This window comes from Streptomyces sp. NPDC097595 (assembly GCF_044761525.1).
In the GTDB taxonomy this organism is placed as follows: domain Bacteria; phylum Actinomycetota; class Actinomycetes; order Streptomycetales; family Streptomycetaceae; genus Streptomyces; species Streptomyces drozdowiczii_A.
Genome location: NZ_JBIWCN010000002.1, coordinates 51,722 through 66,146 on the forward strand (window position 1 = coordinate 51,722; position 14,425 = coordinate 66,146).

Here is a 14,425-nt window from a genome sequence, read left to right on the forward strand (position 1 = left end):
TCAGGCCTCGAAGACCTCGTTGACCAGCTGGGTCTGCTCCGCCTGGTGGCGCTTGGCCGAGCCGACCGCCGGGGACGAGCCGTGCGGGCGCGAGATGCGGCGCAGGCGCTCGCCGTGCGGGACGTCCGCGCCGACGGCCAGGTCCAGGTGGTCGATCAGGTTCAGGGCGATGAACGGCCAGGCACCCTGGTTGGCCGGCTCCTCCTGGGCCCACAGGTACTTCGCGGCGTTCGGGTACTTGGCGATCTCGGCCTGGATCTCGGCACCCGGCAGCGGGTACAGGCGCTCCAGACGGATGATCGCGGTGTCCGTGACGCCCCGCTTCTCGCGCTCGGCCTCCAGGTCGTAGTAGACCTTGCCGGCGCAGAAGACGACCTTGCGGACGGCGCTCGGCTCGACCGTGTCGTCGCCGATGACCGGGCGGAAGCCGCCGGTCGTGAACTCCTCCGCCTTCGACGCCGCCGCCTTGAGGCGGAGCATCGACTTCGGGGTGAAGACGATCAGCGGCTTGTGGTGCGGGTTGTGCACCTGCCACCGCAGGAGGTGGAAGTAGTTCGACGGCAGGGTCGGCATCGCGACCGTCATGTTGTCCTGCGCGCACATCTGGAGGAAGCGCTCCGGGCGGGCGGACGAGTGGTCCGGGCCCTGGCCCTCGTAACCGTGCGGCAGGAGCAGCGTGACGCCGGAGGTCTGGCCCCACTTCTGCTCGGCCGAGGAGATGAACTCGTCCACGACGGTCTGCGCGCCGTTGACGAAGTCACCGAACTGGGCCTCCCAGATGACCAGCGACTCCGGACGGGCCAGCGAGTACCCGTACTCGAAGCCCATCGCCGCGTACTCGCTGAGGAGCGAGTCGTAGACGTTGTAACGGGCCTGGTCGTCCGTCAGGTAGAGGAGCGGGGTGTAGTCCTCGCCCGTGACTTGGTCCACCAGCACCGCGTGGCGCTGGCCGAAGGTGCCGCGGCGGCTGTCCTGGCCGGCGAGCCGGACCGGGGTGCCCTCCATCAGCAGCGAACCGATGGCCAGGGTCTCGCCCATGCCCCAGTCGATCGTGCCGTTCTCCACCGAGGCGGCACGGCGCTGCATCTGCGGCATGAGCCGCGGGTGCACGGTGATCGACTCGGGGATGTTGACCTGCGACTCGGCGATCCGCTTGACGACCTCGGCGGAGACCGCGGTGTTCACGGCGACCGGGAAGTGGGCCTGCGGGTCGGAGACGTGCGGCTGCGCGGGCTGCGAGGTGGCCTCGCGGACCTCGGCGAACACCTTCTCCAGCTGGCCCTGGAAGTCCTGGAGCGCCTGCTCCGCCTCTTCCAGGGTGATGTCGCCGCGACCGATGAGGGACTCGGTGTAGAGCTTGCGCACCGAGCGCTTCTTGTCGATCAGGGTGTACATCTGCGGGTTGGTGAACTCCGGGTTGTCGCCCTCGTTGTGACCGCGGCGGCGGTAGCAGATGAGGTCGATCACGACGTCCTTGTTGAACGCCTGGCGGAACTCGAACGCGAGCCGGGCGACCCGGACGACGGCCTCGGGGTCGTCGCCGTTGACGTGGATGATCGGCGCCTCGATCATGCGCGCCACGTCGGTGGCGTACATCGAGGAGCGCGAGGACTCCGGGGCGGCGGTGAAGCCGACCTGGTTGTTGATCACCACGTGCACGGTGCCGCCGGTGCGGTAGCCGCGCAGCTGCGACATGTTGAGCGTCTCGGCGACGACGCCCTGGCCCGCGAAGGCCGCGTCGCCGTGGAGCGCGATGGGCAGGACGGTGAAGTCCGTGCCGCCCTTGTTGATGATGTCCTGCTTGGCGCGGGCGATGCCCTCCAGGACCGGGTCGACCGCCTCCAGGTGCGAGGGGTTGGCTGCCAGCGAGACCTTGATCTGCTCGCCGTCCAGACCGGTGAAGGTGCCCTCGGCGCCCAGGTGGTACTTCACGTCGCCGGAGCCGTGCATCGAGCGCGGGTCGAGGTTGCCCTCGAACTCGCGGAAGATCTGGGCGTACGACTTGCCCACGATGTTCGCCAGGACGTTCAGGCGGCCGCGGTGGGCCATGCCGATGACGACCTCGTCGAGGCGGGCCTCGGCGGCGGAGTCGATGACCGCGTCGAGCAGCGGGATGACGGACTCGCCGCCCTCCAGCGAGAACCGCTTCTGGCCGACGTACTTGGTCTGCAGGAACGTCTCGAACGCCTCGGCGGCGTTGAGGCGGCGCAGGATGCGCAGCTGCTCCTCGCGCTCCGGCTTGGGGCGCGGACGCTCCACCCGGTCCTGGAGCCACTTGCGCTGCTTCGGGTCCTGGATGTGCATGAACTCGATGCCGGTGGTGCGGCAGTACGACTCACGCAGGACGCCGAGGATGTCGCGGAGCTTCATCATCGACTTGCCGGCGAACCCGCCGACCGCGAAGTCCCGCTCCAGGTCCCACAGGGTGAGGCCGTGCTCGGTGATGTCCAGGTCGGGGTGCTTGCGCTGGTGGTACTCCAGCGGGTCGGTGTCGGCCATGACGTGGCCCCGGACCCGGTAGGAGTGGATCAGCTCGAAGACCCGCGCGGCCTTGGTGACGTCGTCGTCGTGCGAGGCGTCGATGTCCTTGAGCCAGCGGACCGGCTCGTAGGGGATGCGCAGCGCCTTGAAGATCTCGTCGTAGAACTCGTTCTCGCCGAGCAGCAGCTGGGAGAGGACGCGCAGGAACTCGCCGGAGGCGGCGCCCTGGATGACCCGGTGGTCGTACGTGGAGGTCAGGGTCATGACCTTGGAGATGCCCAGCTTGTTCAGGGTGTCCTGCGAGGTGCCCTGGAACTCGGCCGGGTAGTCCATCGCGCCGACGCCCATGATGAGGCCCTGTCCGGGCATCAGGCGGGGCACCGAGTGGACGGTGCCGATGCCGCCGGGGTTGGTCAGCGAGGCGGTGACGCCGGTGAAGTCGTCCATCCCGAGCTTGCCGTTGCGGGCGCGCCGGACGATGTCCTCGTAGGCCTGCCAGAACTCGAAGAAGTTGAGCGTCTCGGCCTTCTTGATGGCCGCGACGACCAGCTGGCGGTCGCCGTTCGGCTTCACCAGGTCGATGGCGAGGCCGAGGTTGACGTGCTCCGGCTTGACCAGGGTCGGCTTGCCGTCCTTCTCCGCGAAGGAGTAGTTCATGGCCGGCATGGCCTTGAGCGCCTGCACCATCGCGTACCCGATGAGGTGCGTGAAGGAGATCTTCCCGCCCCGGGCGCGCTTGAGGTGGTTGTTGATGACGATGCGGTTGTCGAAGAGCAGCTTCACCGGGACGGCGCGCACGGACGTGGCCGTGGGCAGCTCCAGCGAGGCGTTCATGTTCTTCGCGACCGCGGCGGACGGGCCGCGCAGCGTCACGTACTCCGGTCCGGCCGGCGCCTCGGTGTCCGCGGCGGCCTTGGCCTTCGCGGCGGGGGCCTTGGCGGCCGGAGCCGGGGCGGCCTTCGCCGGAGCCTTGGGCGCGGCGGGCGCGGCGGGCGCGGCGGGTGCAGCCGGAGCGGCCTGGGCCGGGGCGGCGGGTGCCGCCGGGGCCTGGGCGGCGGGCTCGGCCGGAGCGGCCGGGGCCGCCGGTGCGGTGGTGGGGGCGGCCGGGGCCGCGGGCGCTGCAGCCCCCGCGGCTGCGGCTCCGGTCTTGTCCGCCGTGCCGGTCTTGCCCGGCTTGTAGTCGGCGAAGAAGTCCCACCAGGCACGATCGACCGAATTGGGGTCCTGGAGGTACTGCTGGTAGATCTCGTCGACGAGCCACTCATTGGCGCCGAATGCCGCGGCCGGGTTGGTGCCCGGGCCGGCCTGGTCGGTCGAGATGCTCGAGTTACTGGGGGACTGAGACGACACGGCGGTGACCGCCCTCTTCCGCTTCGCAAGGTGATGGACAGCGGGAATCAAGGCTACGCCTCCGTGGCCGTTCCTTGCAGGCCGGGGAGGTCTTCGTCGTGCAAGTCACATCGGAAGCCGGGTTTCGGCACTGGAAATGGCGGGAAACAAGCATGGTTCCGCTTCGCTCCGGGTACGCGAGGCCGCCGCAGCGGCCTCCTCGACCGTATCCCGTTACCGGAACACGTAGAACGCGGCCTTCCGGTTCGAACCCTATGTCAACCTCGCGGTTGCGGAATCCCCGGAAGAGTGACGCGGATCCGGCAGCCCCGAGCAGATTCGGCCACTCCGATCCGGCCGCCGTGGAGATCCACCGCCCAGCGGGCGATCGCCAGCCCCAGGCCCGTACCGCCGTCGCTGCCCGGGCCGTGCGGCGAGGCCACCTCGCCCCGGTTGAAGCGCTCGAAGACCCGGTGGCGCTCGGACTCCGGAATGCCCGGACCCTCGTCCACGACCTCCAGGTGCAGGGACTCCGGCTGGGGGCCGCGCCGGGCCAGCACCGTGACCCGGCCGTGCGGCGGGCTGTGCTTGACGGCGTTGTCGATGAGATTGGCCACCACCTGGTGCAGCCGCTCCGCGTCCGCGTGCGCGGTCAGCTCCGGCGGTGACACGTCCAGGTGCAGATGGACGTCCGTACGGGAGTGGTTGCCGGAGCCGGAGGAGAGCCGGCGGTGCGCGGCGGCGAGGTTCGCCTCCTTCAGCACCCCGGACAGATAGGGCCACACCTCGAAGCGGTTGGCCTTCAGCGGGACGACGCCGTTGTCCAGCCGGGACAGGTCGAGCAGCGTCTCCACCAGGCGGCCCAGACGCTCCGTCTGCTTCAGCGCGGTGCGCATCGTCTCCGGGTCCGCCGAGGACACCCCGTCCACGACGTTCTCCAGGACGGCTCTCAGCGCCGCGATGGGCGTGCGCAGCTCATGCGAGACATTCGCCACCAGCTCCTTGCGGTGCCGGTCCACGGCCGCCAGGTCGTCGGCCATCAGATTGATGGTCTGCGCCAGGTCGCCGAGCTCGTCGCGCCGGTCCGCGCCGTTGACCCGCCGCGTGTAGTCGCCGTGCGAGATCGACCGGGCCACCGCGCGCATCTCGTCCAGCGGCGCGGTCAGGCCGTGCGCCACGAACTGGGTGATCAGCAGGGTCGCGATGACCGAGAACACGGTGATGAACCGCAGCTCGGTCCGCGTACGGAAGGCCACCATGATCAGCCCGGTGGTGATGAACACCGAGACCACCACCAGGGTGCCCAGCTTGGCCTTGATCGAGAACGGCCGCAGCCCCGGTCCGGGCGAGGTCATGGCGCGGGGGTCTCCAGCGCGTAGCCGACGCCGTGCACGGTACGGATGCGCTCCGCGCCGATCTTCCGGCGCAGCGCCTTGATGTGACTGTCGACCGTCCGGGTGCCCGAGGCGTCCGCCCAGTCCCACACCTCGGCCAGCAGCTGCTCACGCGAGAGCACCGCGCGCGGGGTGTTGGCCAGGCAGACCAGCAGGTCGAACTCGGTCGGGGTCAGGTGCACGTCGTCGGCGCGGACCCGCACCCGGCGCTGCGCGTGGTCGATCTCCAGCTCGCCGAGGCGCAGTATGCCGCTGCGCGGCGTCACCGCGGCCAGCGCGGCCCGCTCCACCCGGCGCAGCAGCACATGCACCCGGGCGGCCAGCTCACGCATGGAGAACGGCTTGGTCATGTAGTCGTCGGCGCCGACCCCGAGCCCGACGAGCATGTCCGTCTCGTCGTCCCGCGCGGTCAGCATCAGCACCGGCACCGGCCGCTGGGCCTGGACCCGGCGGCAGACCTCCAGGCCGTCGAAGCCCGGAAGCATGATGTCGAGGACCATGAGGTCCGGCTGCCACGCCTCCGCCGCGTCCACGGCCGCCGGGCCGTCGAGAGCGGTCTGCACCAGGAAGCCCTCCGCCCGCAGCCGGGCGGAAATGGCATCGACGATCGTGGCGTCGTCCTCGACCACCAGCACCCGGCGCTGCGCGCCCGGGGTTGCCGCGACGCCGGTCTGGGTGGTGTGTGTCTGTTCCATCGCCCCGCCCCTGCCCGTTCTCACGGAGGCCATTCCCCCGGACGTACGGTTTTCGCTCGTGAATTTCGTGGGTGATCCCGCTACCGGTCAGCAGCGTAGAGGCAGCGGAGCCTTTTCGGCTACGCAGGGTGCAAGGCCGGACCGCCGAGAGGGACCTTCGCACGGGGCGGGGCGACGTGCTCCCGGCCCCGGGCCCACGGGCGTTCGGGGGCTTCCGATACCCGCAGGGGGGATCTCACTCACCCCGGATTGCGAGATGGACCACGTCCGGCACACCTCGGGCAACGCCCACTTCTTCCGCCCTTACCCCCTGGAACCCGGCATTCCGTAGGGCCCGGTCGAATGCGGCGGACGGTTGTGCGGACCAGACGGCGAGCACCCCGCCCGGGTTGAGCCGCGCACGGCAGTCGGCGAGACCGGCGGGGGAGTAGAGGTCGTTGTTGTCCTCGGTGACCGTCCAGTCCGGCCCGTTGTCGATGTCCAGACACAGTGCGTCGTAACGGTCCGTAGTCGTACGCAGATACGCGACGAGGTCGGTCGTCAGGATCGCCGTACGGGGGTCGGCGAGCGCGGGCCCCGAGATCCGGTCCAGCGGCCCCCGCCGGTGCCAGTCCACGATCGCCTCCTCCCGCTCGGCGACCGCGATCCGGCCCCACCGGGGCTCGGCGGCGGCCCGGGCGAGCGAGAACCCGACGCCGAGCCCCCCGATGAGCACGGCGGGCGCGGTGCGGCCGGCCGGGAGCGCGGCGAGCGCGGCGTCGATCAGCAGCCGCTCGGAGCGCCCGTCCGAGGTGTCCATCAGGAAGCACCCGTTGGCGATGATCTCGAAGTCCTCCCCGCGCCGGCGCAGGACGACCTCCCCGTACGGTCCCTCGCGGCGGTCCAGGATGACGGGTGCGTCGGCGTCGGGGCCGAACGTGTGGGGCATGGCGCTGATCTCCTGTGACCGGGGCGGCTGTTCCGGCCATCCTGTCGTGCCGGGGCGGGCGCGTGCCAGCGAGTTCGTACGGGGGACTGCCTCGGTCAGCCGCGTTCGCGGCGCGCCCCGCGTACGGCGTACAGCGCCGCGCCCGCCGCGAACGCCGCCGCCGCCACGGCCCACGCCCCCACCTGCGGCCCCGGCTGCATCGGCCAGGCCCACACGGAGGCCGCGCCGCCCGGGGTGCGCGGCGCGGCCAGATAGACCGCGCCGATGTACACGGTGACCGGGAGCCAGCTGAGCCGGGCGCCGATCAGGGCGGCCGCGGCGGCGGTGACCCCGGTCGCACCGAGCACGTTGCGCACCATGCCGGGCGCGCCGAACGCCTCCGGGTGCCCGGGCACGGCGAGCGCGAGGGCCGCGGCGGCCGGGACGGTGAGCGCGAGCAGGTGCGCCAGCCGGCGGGGCCACCAGCGCCGGACCGCCGTCCGGTCGAGCTCGTCGGCGGCGGCGTACAGGCTCGTCCCGATGGCCGACGAGACGAGCAGCGGGGCCAGGACCAGGACGGGGACGCGGGCGCTGTGGTCGAAGGTCGGCTGCGCCTGGATCCAGTACGCCGCCCAGGCCGCGAGCAGGGCCGTGCAGGCGAGGGCCGCGGCGGTGCGGGGGAGGGCGCGGGAGCGGAGGTAGAGGAGGGGGAGGCTCACAGCGCCGGAACCTCCGAGGGGTCGCAGCTGGTGCGCGTGGCCATGTAGCGGCCGAGCCAGGCGCGGCGCTCGGCTTCGGGCATGGCTTCGAGGCGGCGGAGTTCGGGGGACTTCTCGTCACCGGGGAACGACGCGGAGGGGCCGTTGAGCCAGCTCGCGACAGCCTGGTCCGTCGTCCAAACCCGACCGTCGCCGGCGTCCATGGAGTCCGAACCGTGGCATCCCCGGTCCGTCAAGTGGTAACCCACCTGCCAGGCGTAGTCCTCCGTGTGCTGCAACCGTCCACGCAGGAGGTACCAGCCTGCGTTCGGCGTTGGAATCCACGTGTCGTCGGCGCGCTGCTCGGGAAGGCGATCGACGTAGCGCTCGGGTGCGCCCCGCACCCCCTCCAGCTGCCCGGTCAGTCCCGACAGCGCCTCGGCGACCTGGGGCAGCAGGTGCTCCTGACGCTCGCTCAGGCAGATCTGCGGGCTCCCCTCCGTACACGCGAGGCGGCTCGCCGCCGGGTCGTCCTGGAACAGGTCGTCGCCCGTGGACACGATCAGCGGTGCGAAGGCTGCGGCGACGGCGAGCGGGACGAGAGCGGACATCCGGCGCCTCGCCGCCACGGCGGTGAGCGCGGCGGCCCCCAGCCCACAGGTCCACGCCACCATGGCGGGAGCGAACCACCAGACCGGCAGCCGGTCCCAAAGCGGGTACTGCACGGCCGGGTCGAGGTACCGCGCCGAGGACTCCGAGTAACTGGGCACCCCGAGCACCAGGTACATCAACGCGGCGAGCACGGGCGCGGCCAGCCGCCACCGGCACAGCACGCCGATGGAGAACCCGAGCAGCGCCACGGCCGCCAGGAACGCGCCGTCCACCACGGCGAGCGAGAGGAGCGGGCCCCCGCCGCCCGCGTACGGCCAGGTGGCCGCCAACGCCCCGGCCAGCGCGACCGCGTACCCGACGACCGCCCACAGCGCGAGCGCCAGCGCTGCGACCGCCATCCGCTGCCACCGGGCACGCGGCGTCGAGCGCCACAGCTCATCGGTGGCGCGTCGGTGGTCGCGGGCGCCCTGCCAGCAGGCCGCCGCGGCCACCAGCGGGCCGGCGAGGAGAGTGGCTCCGGAGTGCAGCAGGCTCTGGGTCTCGATCCAGTCGCCCTGCCAGTCGTCGGCCTTCGCGGCCATGGTCACGCCGAGCATGAGCGCCGTGGACAGCCCGGTCCACGGACCGATGCCGCGCCGCGCCTCGGCCCGCAGCGCGGGGCCGGGGGTCTTGCGCCGTACGGGGGCCTCGGTGACGGTCATCGGGCGCCCGCCGTCGCCCGGTGGGAGCGCAGGGCCGTCGTGTAGCCCCGCTCGATCGGGCTGCCGTGGAGCGCGTCCGTCTCCTCGTCCTCACCGAGGGCCGCCAGCTCGTCCGTCGTCCCCCGGTAGGCGACGCGGCCCGCCTCGATCAGCGTCACGTCCTCGCAGGCCGCCACCACGTCCTCGACGAGATGCGTGGAGAGGATGACCGTCGCGTTCTCCCCGAGGTCCCGCATCAGGGCGCGGAACTCGACGCGCTGTTCCGGGTCGAGACCGGCGGTCGGCTCGTCCAGGAGGAGCAGCTCGGGCTCGTTGACGATGGCCTGGGCGATGCCGACGCGTCGGAGCATTCCGCCGGACAGCGTCTTCATCCGGGAGTCGATGCGGTCGGCGAGGCCCACGCGGTCCACCGCGCGCTCCACGGCGGCGGCCACCCGGGTGCCGTCCATCTCCTTGAGCCACGCCACATAGGCGACGAACTCGCGGACGGTGAAACCGGCGTAGAAGCCGAACTCCTGCGGCAGATAGCCCAGCCTGCGCCGGACCTCCGCCCGGGCCCGGTGGTCGGACGCCGACCCCACGTCGGAACCCAGCAGCTCGATCCGGCCGGCGTCCGGCGCGGCGGCCGTGGACAGGACGCGGATCAGCGAGGTCTTGCCGGCTCCGTTGGGGCCCAGGAGCCCGTGCACTCCGAGTCCGAAGGCGAGATCGACGCCGTCCAGGGCGGTCCTGCGGCGGTGCCGGACCGTCAGCCCGGACACCTTGACGGTGCTGTTCACACGATCACGCTCATGACGTCTCCAGATGGTCGAAGGATCGGCGGCGCAGGACGAGCAGCGCCGCGCCGAGCACGGCCGCCCCCGCCCACGCGCCCTGTGCGGGGAGCCCCGCGAAGTAGCGGAGCGCCGTCGGCGTTCCGTCGAGCAGTGCGGACGGGGACGTGTCGAGCGCCGGTACGGTGACGGCGGCCGCCCAGCCCGCCGCGACGACGAGGGCCGCGGTGCGGCAGCCGACGTACGAGCCGAGTCCCAGGGCCGCGAGGGTCAGAGCGAGCCCGGGCAGCAGCCAGGCCAGGGGCCCCGGCCCGCCGGCCGACGCGGGCAGCACCGCCCAGGCCAGGGCGAGCACCGGGACGGTCACCCCGAGCACCGCGGCCGTCCTGGTCAGCAGCAGCCGCAGTCCGCCGCCGGGCGACGCGGCGATGATCTCGTGCAAGGGGTCGGCGGAGCGCCCGTACGAGACCCCGACCCCGGCGAGCGGCAGCACCGGCGCCACGAGCAGCAGCAGCGCCCGCGCCGAACCACCGAGCCCACCCCCGTACGCGAGCGCCACGGCCGCGCACACCACGAGCAGCAACGCCCCGGTCCACGGACCCCGCAGGGCGGGCCCGGCGGCCCAGAGCGCCCGCCCGAGGCGGCGGGATCCGCGCACGCGGCGCCACCCACCCGCGCCGCGCACCCGGCGCCACGTGCCCGCCCCCGCCACCGGAGCCGGCTCCGCCCTCGCCTCCGCCAGCACCGCCGCCCGGACCGTGTCCAGCACCGCCGCTGCGACCGCCCGGTCGCGTACCGCCGCCGACACCCGCTCCGCGCACTCCGTGCAGGATTCGACGTGCTTCTCCAGGGACCAGGAGTCCGTCTCCGGGGCCGTGCTCTCCGCGTACCGCAGGACCAGATCGTCCGTCACGTGCCACGTCGTCATGCCGTGCCTCCCAGGGGGCCGTTCTCCGTGACCAGCCGGTCCAGGGCGGCGCGCAGCTCGCGGCGGGCGCGCATGGCCCGGGTCTTGACCGTGCCCTCCGGTATGCCGAGCAGCCGGGCGGCCTCCCTGGTGGTCAGGCCGTCGACCACCGTCGCCCGCAGGACCTCGCGGAGCTCCGGCGAGATCCGGTCGAGTGCGGCGCCCACGTCCCCGTACTCCAGGCCGGCCAGGACCCGGTCCTCGGCGGACGGTGCGGGGGCGGCCCAGTGGGCGTCGCCCGCCTGCCCGGCCGCCGTCGCGCGGTCCGTCCTCGCCCGGGTCCGCTGGGCGTCGACCAGGCGCCGGGCGGCGATCACCCAGAGCCAGCCGCCCGCCTCCGCGCCCCGGTGCGCGGCGGCGGAGCGCCAGACCGTCACGAAGGTGTCCTGCACGACCTCCCGCACGGTCTCCGGGTCCGGGCACCGGCGGCTCAGCCGGGCGAGGAGCCAGCCGGCGTGCCGGTCGTAGAACGCGGCCAGTGCGGCCGTGTCCCCCTGGGCGACGGCACGCAGCAGCGCCTCGTCGCTCCGGTCGTCCCCCGAAGGGCGCAAGTCGCTCACACCCCCTCTATCGGCGGCCGCCCGCCGCCCGGTTCACGCCCCCGGCGGCGCCGTGAACCGTACGGCCGAGGCGGGTGTGGTGACGTCCGCGTCCGCGCTGATCGCCCAGGCGGCGACCCGGGAGACGACGGCGGCGGGGACCGCGTCGCTGATCCCGGGTGCGGCCGGGACGTCGTGCGTGGCGTGGGCGTCGTGCGGGAGGACGACCCGGTAGCCCCGCTCCAGGGCGGTGCGGGCCGTCGCCTGGACGCACATCTCCGACATGACGCCGCAGATGGCCAGTGACTTCACGCCCGCCTCCGTCAGGGCGGCGCCCAGGGGCGTGTCCTTGAAGCCGTCGTCCCAGGTTTTGCGGATCACCGACTCCGTAGGCCCGGCCACGACCGGCAGATGCAGCGCCCAGCCCGGCGTGAACGGCTCGTCGCCCGACCCGGGGGCGCCGTCGTTCTGGAGGTGGACGACCACCGCGCCCGCGCGCCGGGCCCGCGTCAGCAGCCCCGCCGTACGGTCCAGCAGCACATCGGCCCCGGGGACGGCTCCCGCGCCGGTCACCCCGTCCTTCTGCACGTCCACGACGATCAGGGCCTGCACGGGGAGCGGGGTCTCGGTCATACGGCCATCCTGTCCGGCGCGGCGCGCGGGCTCCACGGAATAACGGGGCCGCTCAGGGGCGGGGCATAAGGACCCCGCGCAGCTGGTTGATCCCCCCGTCTCGACCGCAGCTGATCGCTCAGAGCGAACAACGCTTGGGGAACATCGCGGGGCTCACAAGCATTGAGCCGGTATAGCTCAACTTGACTGCCGAAGGGGAGATCATGGCTACTGAGTCCAACGCCGTCACACCGCTCACCCTGCCCGTGCTGCCGCTCGACGACGAGGTCGTGCTGCCGGGGATGGTGGTGCCGCTGGACCTGTCGGACACCGAGGTGCGCGCCGCCGTCGAGGCCGCGCAGGCCGCCGCCCGGGAGGGCGGGGGCAAGCCCGAGGTGCTGCTCGTCCCGCGCATCGACGGGACGTACACCGGGATCGGTGTCCGCGGCACCGTCGAGCAGGTGGGGCGGCTCTCCGACGGCGACCCGGGCGCCCTCATCCGGGGCCGCGGCCGGGTCCGCATCGGAGCGGGCACCGGCGGCCCCGGCGCTGCCCTCTGGGTGGAAGGGGTCCGGGTGGACGAATCCGTCCCCGACCCCCTGCCCGGGGCAGTCGCCGACCTGGTCAAGGAGTACAAGGCGCTCGCCACCAGCTGGCTGAAGAAGCGCGGGGCCTGGCAGGTCGTGGACCGGGTCCAGCAGATCGAGGGCGTCTCCGCGCTCGCCGACAACTCGGGGTACTCGCCCTTCCTCACCACCGCCCAGAAGGTCCGCCTCCTGGAGACCGCCGACCCGGTCGCCCGTCTCAAGCTCGCCATCCAGTGGCTGGGCGAACACCTCGCCGAGCAGGACGTCGCCGAGTCCATCGCCAAGGACGTCCAGGAGGGCGTCGACAAGCAGCAGCGCGAGTTCCTGCTGCGGCGCCAGCTCGACGCCGTACGCAAGGAGCTGTCCGAGCTCAACGGCGATCCGGAGGACGAGTCCGACGACTACCGGGCCCGCGTCGAGGCCGCCGACCTGCCCGAGCACGTCCGCGAGGCCGCGCTCAAGGAGGTCGACAAGCTGGAGCGCTCCTCCGACCAGAGCCCCGAGGGCTCCTGGATCAGGACCTGGCTCGACACCGTCCTCGAACTGCCCTGGACCGAGCGCACCGAGGACGCCTACGACATCAAGGGCGCCCAGGAGATCCTGGACGCCGAGCACGCCGGGCTCCAGGACGTGAAGGAGCGCATCACCGAATACCTCGCGGTGCGCAAGCGCCGGGCCGACCGCGGCCTGGGCGTCGTCGGCGGACGGCGAGGCGGCGCGGTGCTGGCCCTCGTCGGGCCGCCCGGCGTCGGCAAGACCTCGCTCGGGGAGTCCGTGGCGCACGCCATGGGCCGTAAGTTCGTCCGCGTCGCGCTCGGCGGTGTCCGGGACGAGGCGGAGATCCGCGGCCACCGGCGTACGTACGTCGGGGCGCTGCCCGGACGCATCGTGCGCGCCGTCAAGGAGGCCGGCTCGATGAACCCGGTCGTCCTCCTGGACGAGATCGACAAGGTCGGCTCCGACTTCCGGGGCGACCCGGCCGCCGCCCTCCTCGAAGTCCTCGACCCCGCGCAGAACCACACCTTCCGCGACCACTACCTGGAGGTCGAGCTCGACCTCAGCGACGTCGTCTTCCTGGCCACCGCCAACGTCCTGGAGGCCATCCCGGAGGCGCTGCTCGACCGCATGGAGCTGGTCAGGCTCGACGGCTACACCGAGGACGAGAAGGTCGTCATCGCCCGCGACCACCTGCTCCCGCGCCAGCTGGAACGGGCCGGTCTGGAGAAGGGCGAGGTCGCCCTGGACGAACCGGCGCTGCGCAAGCTGGCCGGCGAGTACACCCGCGAGGCCGGCGTACGGAATCTGGAGCGCGCCGTCGCCCGGTTGCTGCGCAAGGTCGCGGCCCAGAGCGAGCTGGGCGACCGGGAGCTGCCGTTCACGGTGGGCGCGGACGACCTGCGCGGTCTGATCGGCCGCCCGCACCACGTGCCCGAGTCCGCCCAGGATCCGGCCGAGCGCCGTACGTCGGTGCCGGGCGTGGCCACCGGGCTCGCGGTGACCGGGGCGGGCGGGGACGTCCTCTTCGTGGAGGCGTCACTCGCCGACCCGGAGACCGGGGCGTCCGGTCTCACCCTCACCGGCCAGCTGGGCGACGTCATGAAGGAGTCCGCGCAGATCGCGCTGAGCTTCCTCCGGTCGCACGGCGCGGAGCTGGAGCTGCCGGTCGCGGACCTCAAGGACCGGGGCGCGCACATCCACTTCCCGGCGGGCGCGGTCCCCAAGGACGGCCCGAGCGCGGGCATCACGATGACGACCGCGCTGGCCTCGCTGCTCTCCGGCCGGCTGGTCCGCACGGATGTGGCGATGACCGGTGAGGTCTCGCTGACCGGGCGGGTGCTGCCGATCGGCGGCCTGAAGCAGAAGCTCCTGGCCGCGCACCGGGCGGGCATCACCACCGTGGTGATCCCCAAGCGGAACGAGGCCGACCTGGACGACGTCCCGGCCGAGGTACTGGAGACCCTGGAGGTCCACCCGGTCACCGACGTCCGCCAGGTCCTGGAGATCGCCCTGGCCCCGGCCGCGGCGGAGCGCAGGATCCCGGCGGCACAGGCGGCGTAACGGAGGCAGGGGAGCAACGGGAGCAAAGGGGGCAACGGACGCGGAACGGCCCGGGCGCGCGGGCCGTTCCGC

At 72.7% G+C, this 14,425-nt stretch carries 11 protein-coding genes; 1 reads left to right on the top strand and 10 read right to left on the bottom strand.

Annotated elements, in window-relative coordinates; all coding sequences use genetic code 11:
• The 10 genes from ACIQZN_RS02870 to ACIQZN_RS02915 form a co-directional block, all read right to left on the bottom strand.
• Positions 1-3,831, bottom strand: a complete 3,831-nt coding sequence (locus ACIQZN_RS02870; protein WP_403987540.1) for a multifunctional oxoglutarate decarboxylase/oxoglutarate dehydrogenase thiamine pyrophosphate-binding subunit/dihydrolipoyllysine-residue succinyltransferase subunit — start codon at positions 3,829-3,831, stop codon at positions 1-3.
• Positions 3,832-4,088: 257 nt separating this feature from the next.
• Complete coding sequence (locus ACIQZN_RS02875; RefSeq protein ID WP_073963976.1) at positions 4,089-5,165, bottom strand: HAMP domain-containing sensor histidine kinase; 1,077 nt, start codon at positions 5,163-5,165, stop codon at positions 4,089-4,091.
• Complete coding sequence (locus ACIQZN_RS02880) at positions 5,162-5,899, bottom strand: response regulator transcription factor (RefSeq protein ID WP_018521091.1); 738 nt, start codon at positions 5,897-5,899, stop codon at positions 5,162-5,164. The genes ACIQZN_RS02875 and ACIQZN_RS02880 overlap by 4 nt, the downstream gene beginning before the upstream one ends.
• A 235-nt stretch (positions 5,900-6,134) precedes the next feature.
• Positions 6,135-6,827: a spermidine synthase gene (locus tag ACIQZN_RS02885; protein ID WP_403987543.1), complete on the bottom strand. Its 693-nt coding sequence runs from the start codon at positions 6,825-6,827 to the stop codon at positions 6,135-6,137.
• A gap of 95 nt (positions 6,828-6,922) precedes the next feature.
• Positions 6,923-7,525 carry a hypothetical protein gene (locus ACIQZN_RS02890; RefSeq protein ID WP_403987546.1) on the bottom strand — a complete coding sequence of 201 codons (603 nt, stop codon included), beginning with the start codon at positions 7,523-7,525 and terminating at the stop codon, positions 6,923-6,925.
• A complete protein-coding gene (locus ACIQZN_RS02895; RefSeq protein WP_403987549.1) occupies positions 7,522-8,817 on the bottom strand; it encodes a hypothetical protein in 1,296 nt (431 codons plus the stop codon). The genes ACIQZN_RS02890 and ACIQZN_RS02895 overlap by 4 nt, the downstream gene beginning before the upstream one ends.
• Entirely contained in the window at positions 8,814-9,596 is a 783-nt protein-coding gene (locus ACIQZN_RS02900; protein ID WP_403987552.1) for an ABC transporter ATP-binding protein, read from the bottom strand. Before ACIQZN_RS02900 ends, ACIQZN_RS02895 begins: the two co-directional genes overlap by 4 nt.
• A 10-nt stretch (positions 9,597-9,606) precedes the next feature.
• On the bottom strand, positions 9,607-10,518 hold the full coding sequence (locus tag ACIQZN_RS02905; RefSeq protein WP_403987555.1) for a hypothetical protein: 912 nt from the start codon (positions 10,516-10,518) through the stop codon (positions 9,607-9,609).
• Positions 10,515-11,117: an RNA polymerase sigma factor gene (locus ACIQZN_RS02910; RefSeq protein WP_403987558.1), complete on the bottom strand. Its 603-nt coding sequence runs from the start codon at positions 11,115-11,117 to the stop codon at positions 10,515-10,517. Before ACIQZN_RS02910 ends, ACIQZN_RS02905 begins: the two co-directional genes overlap by 4 nt.
• Before the next feature lie 33 nt (positions 11,118-11,150).
• On the bottom strand, positions 11,151-11,729 hold the full coding sequence (locus tag ACIQZN_RS02915; RefSeq protein WP_403987561.1) for an isochorismatase family protein: 579 nt from the start codon (positions 11,727-11,729) through the stop codon (positions 11,151-11,153).
• Positions 11,730-11,932: 203 nt separating this feature from the next.
• Here ACIQZN_RS02915 and lon point away from each other — a divergent pair, with 203 nt between their 5' ends.
• The gene (lon, locus tag ACIQZN_RS02920) at positions 11,933-14,353 is read left to right on the top strand and encodes an endopeptidase La (protein WP_403987565.1); all 2,421 of its coding nucleotides are present in this window, start codon (positions 11,933-11,935) and stop codon (positions 14,351-14,353) included.
• Positions 14,354-14,425: the final 72 nt, after the last annotated feature.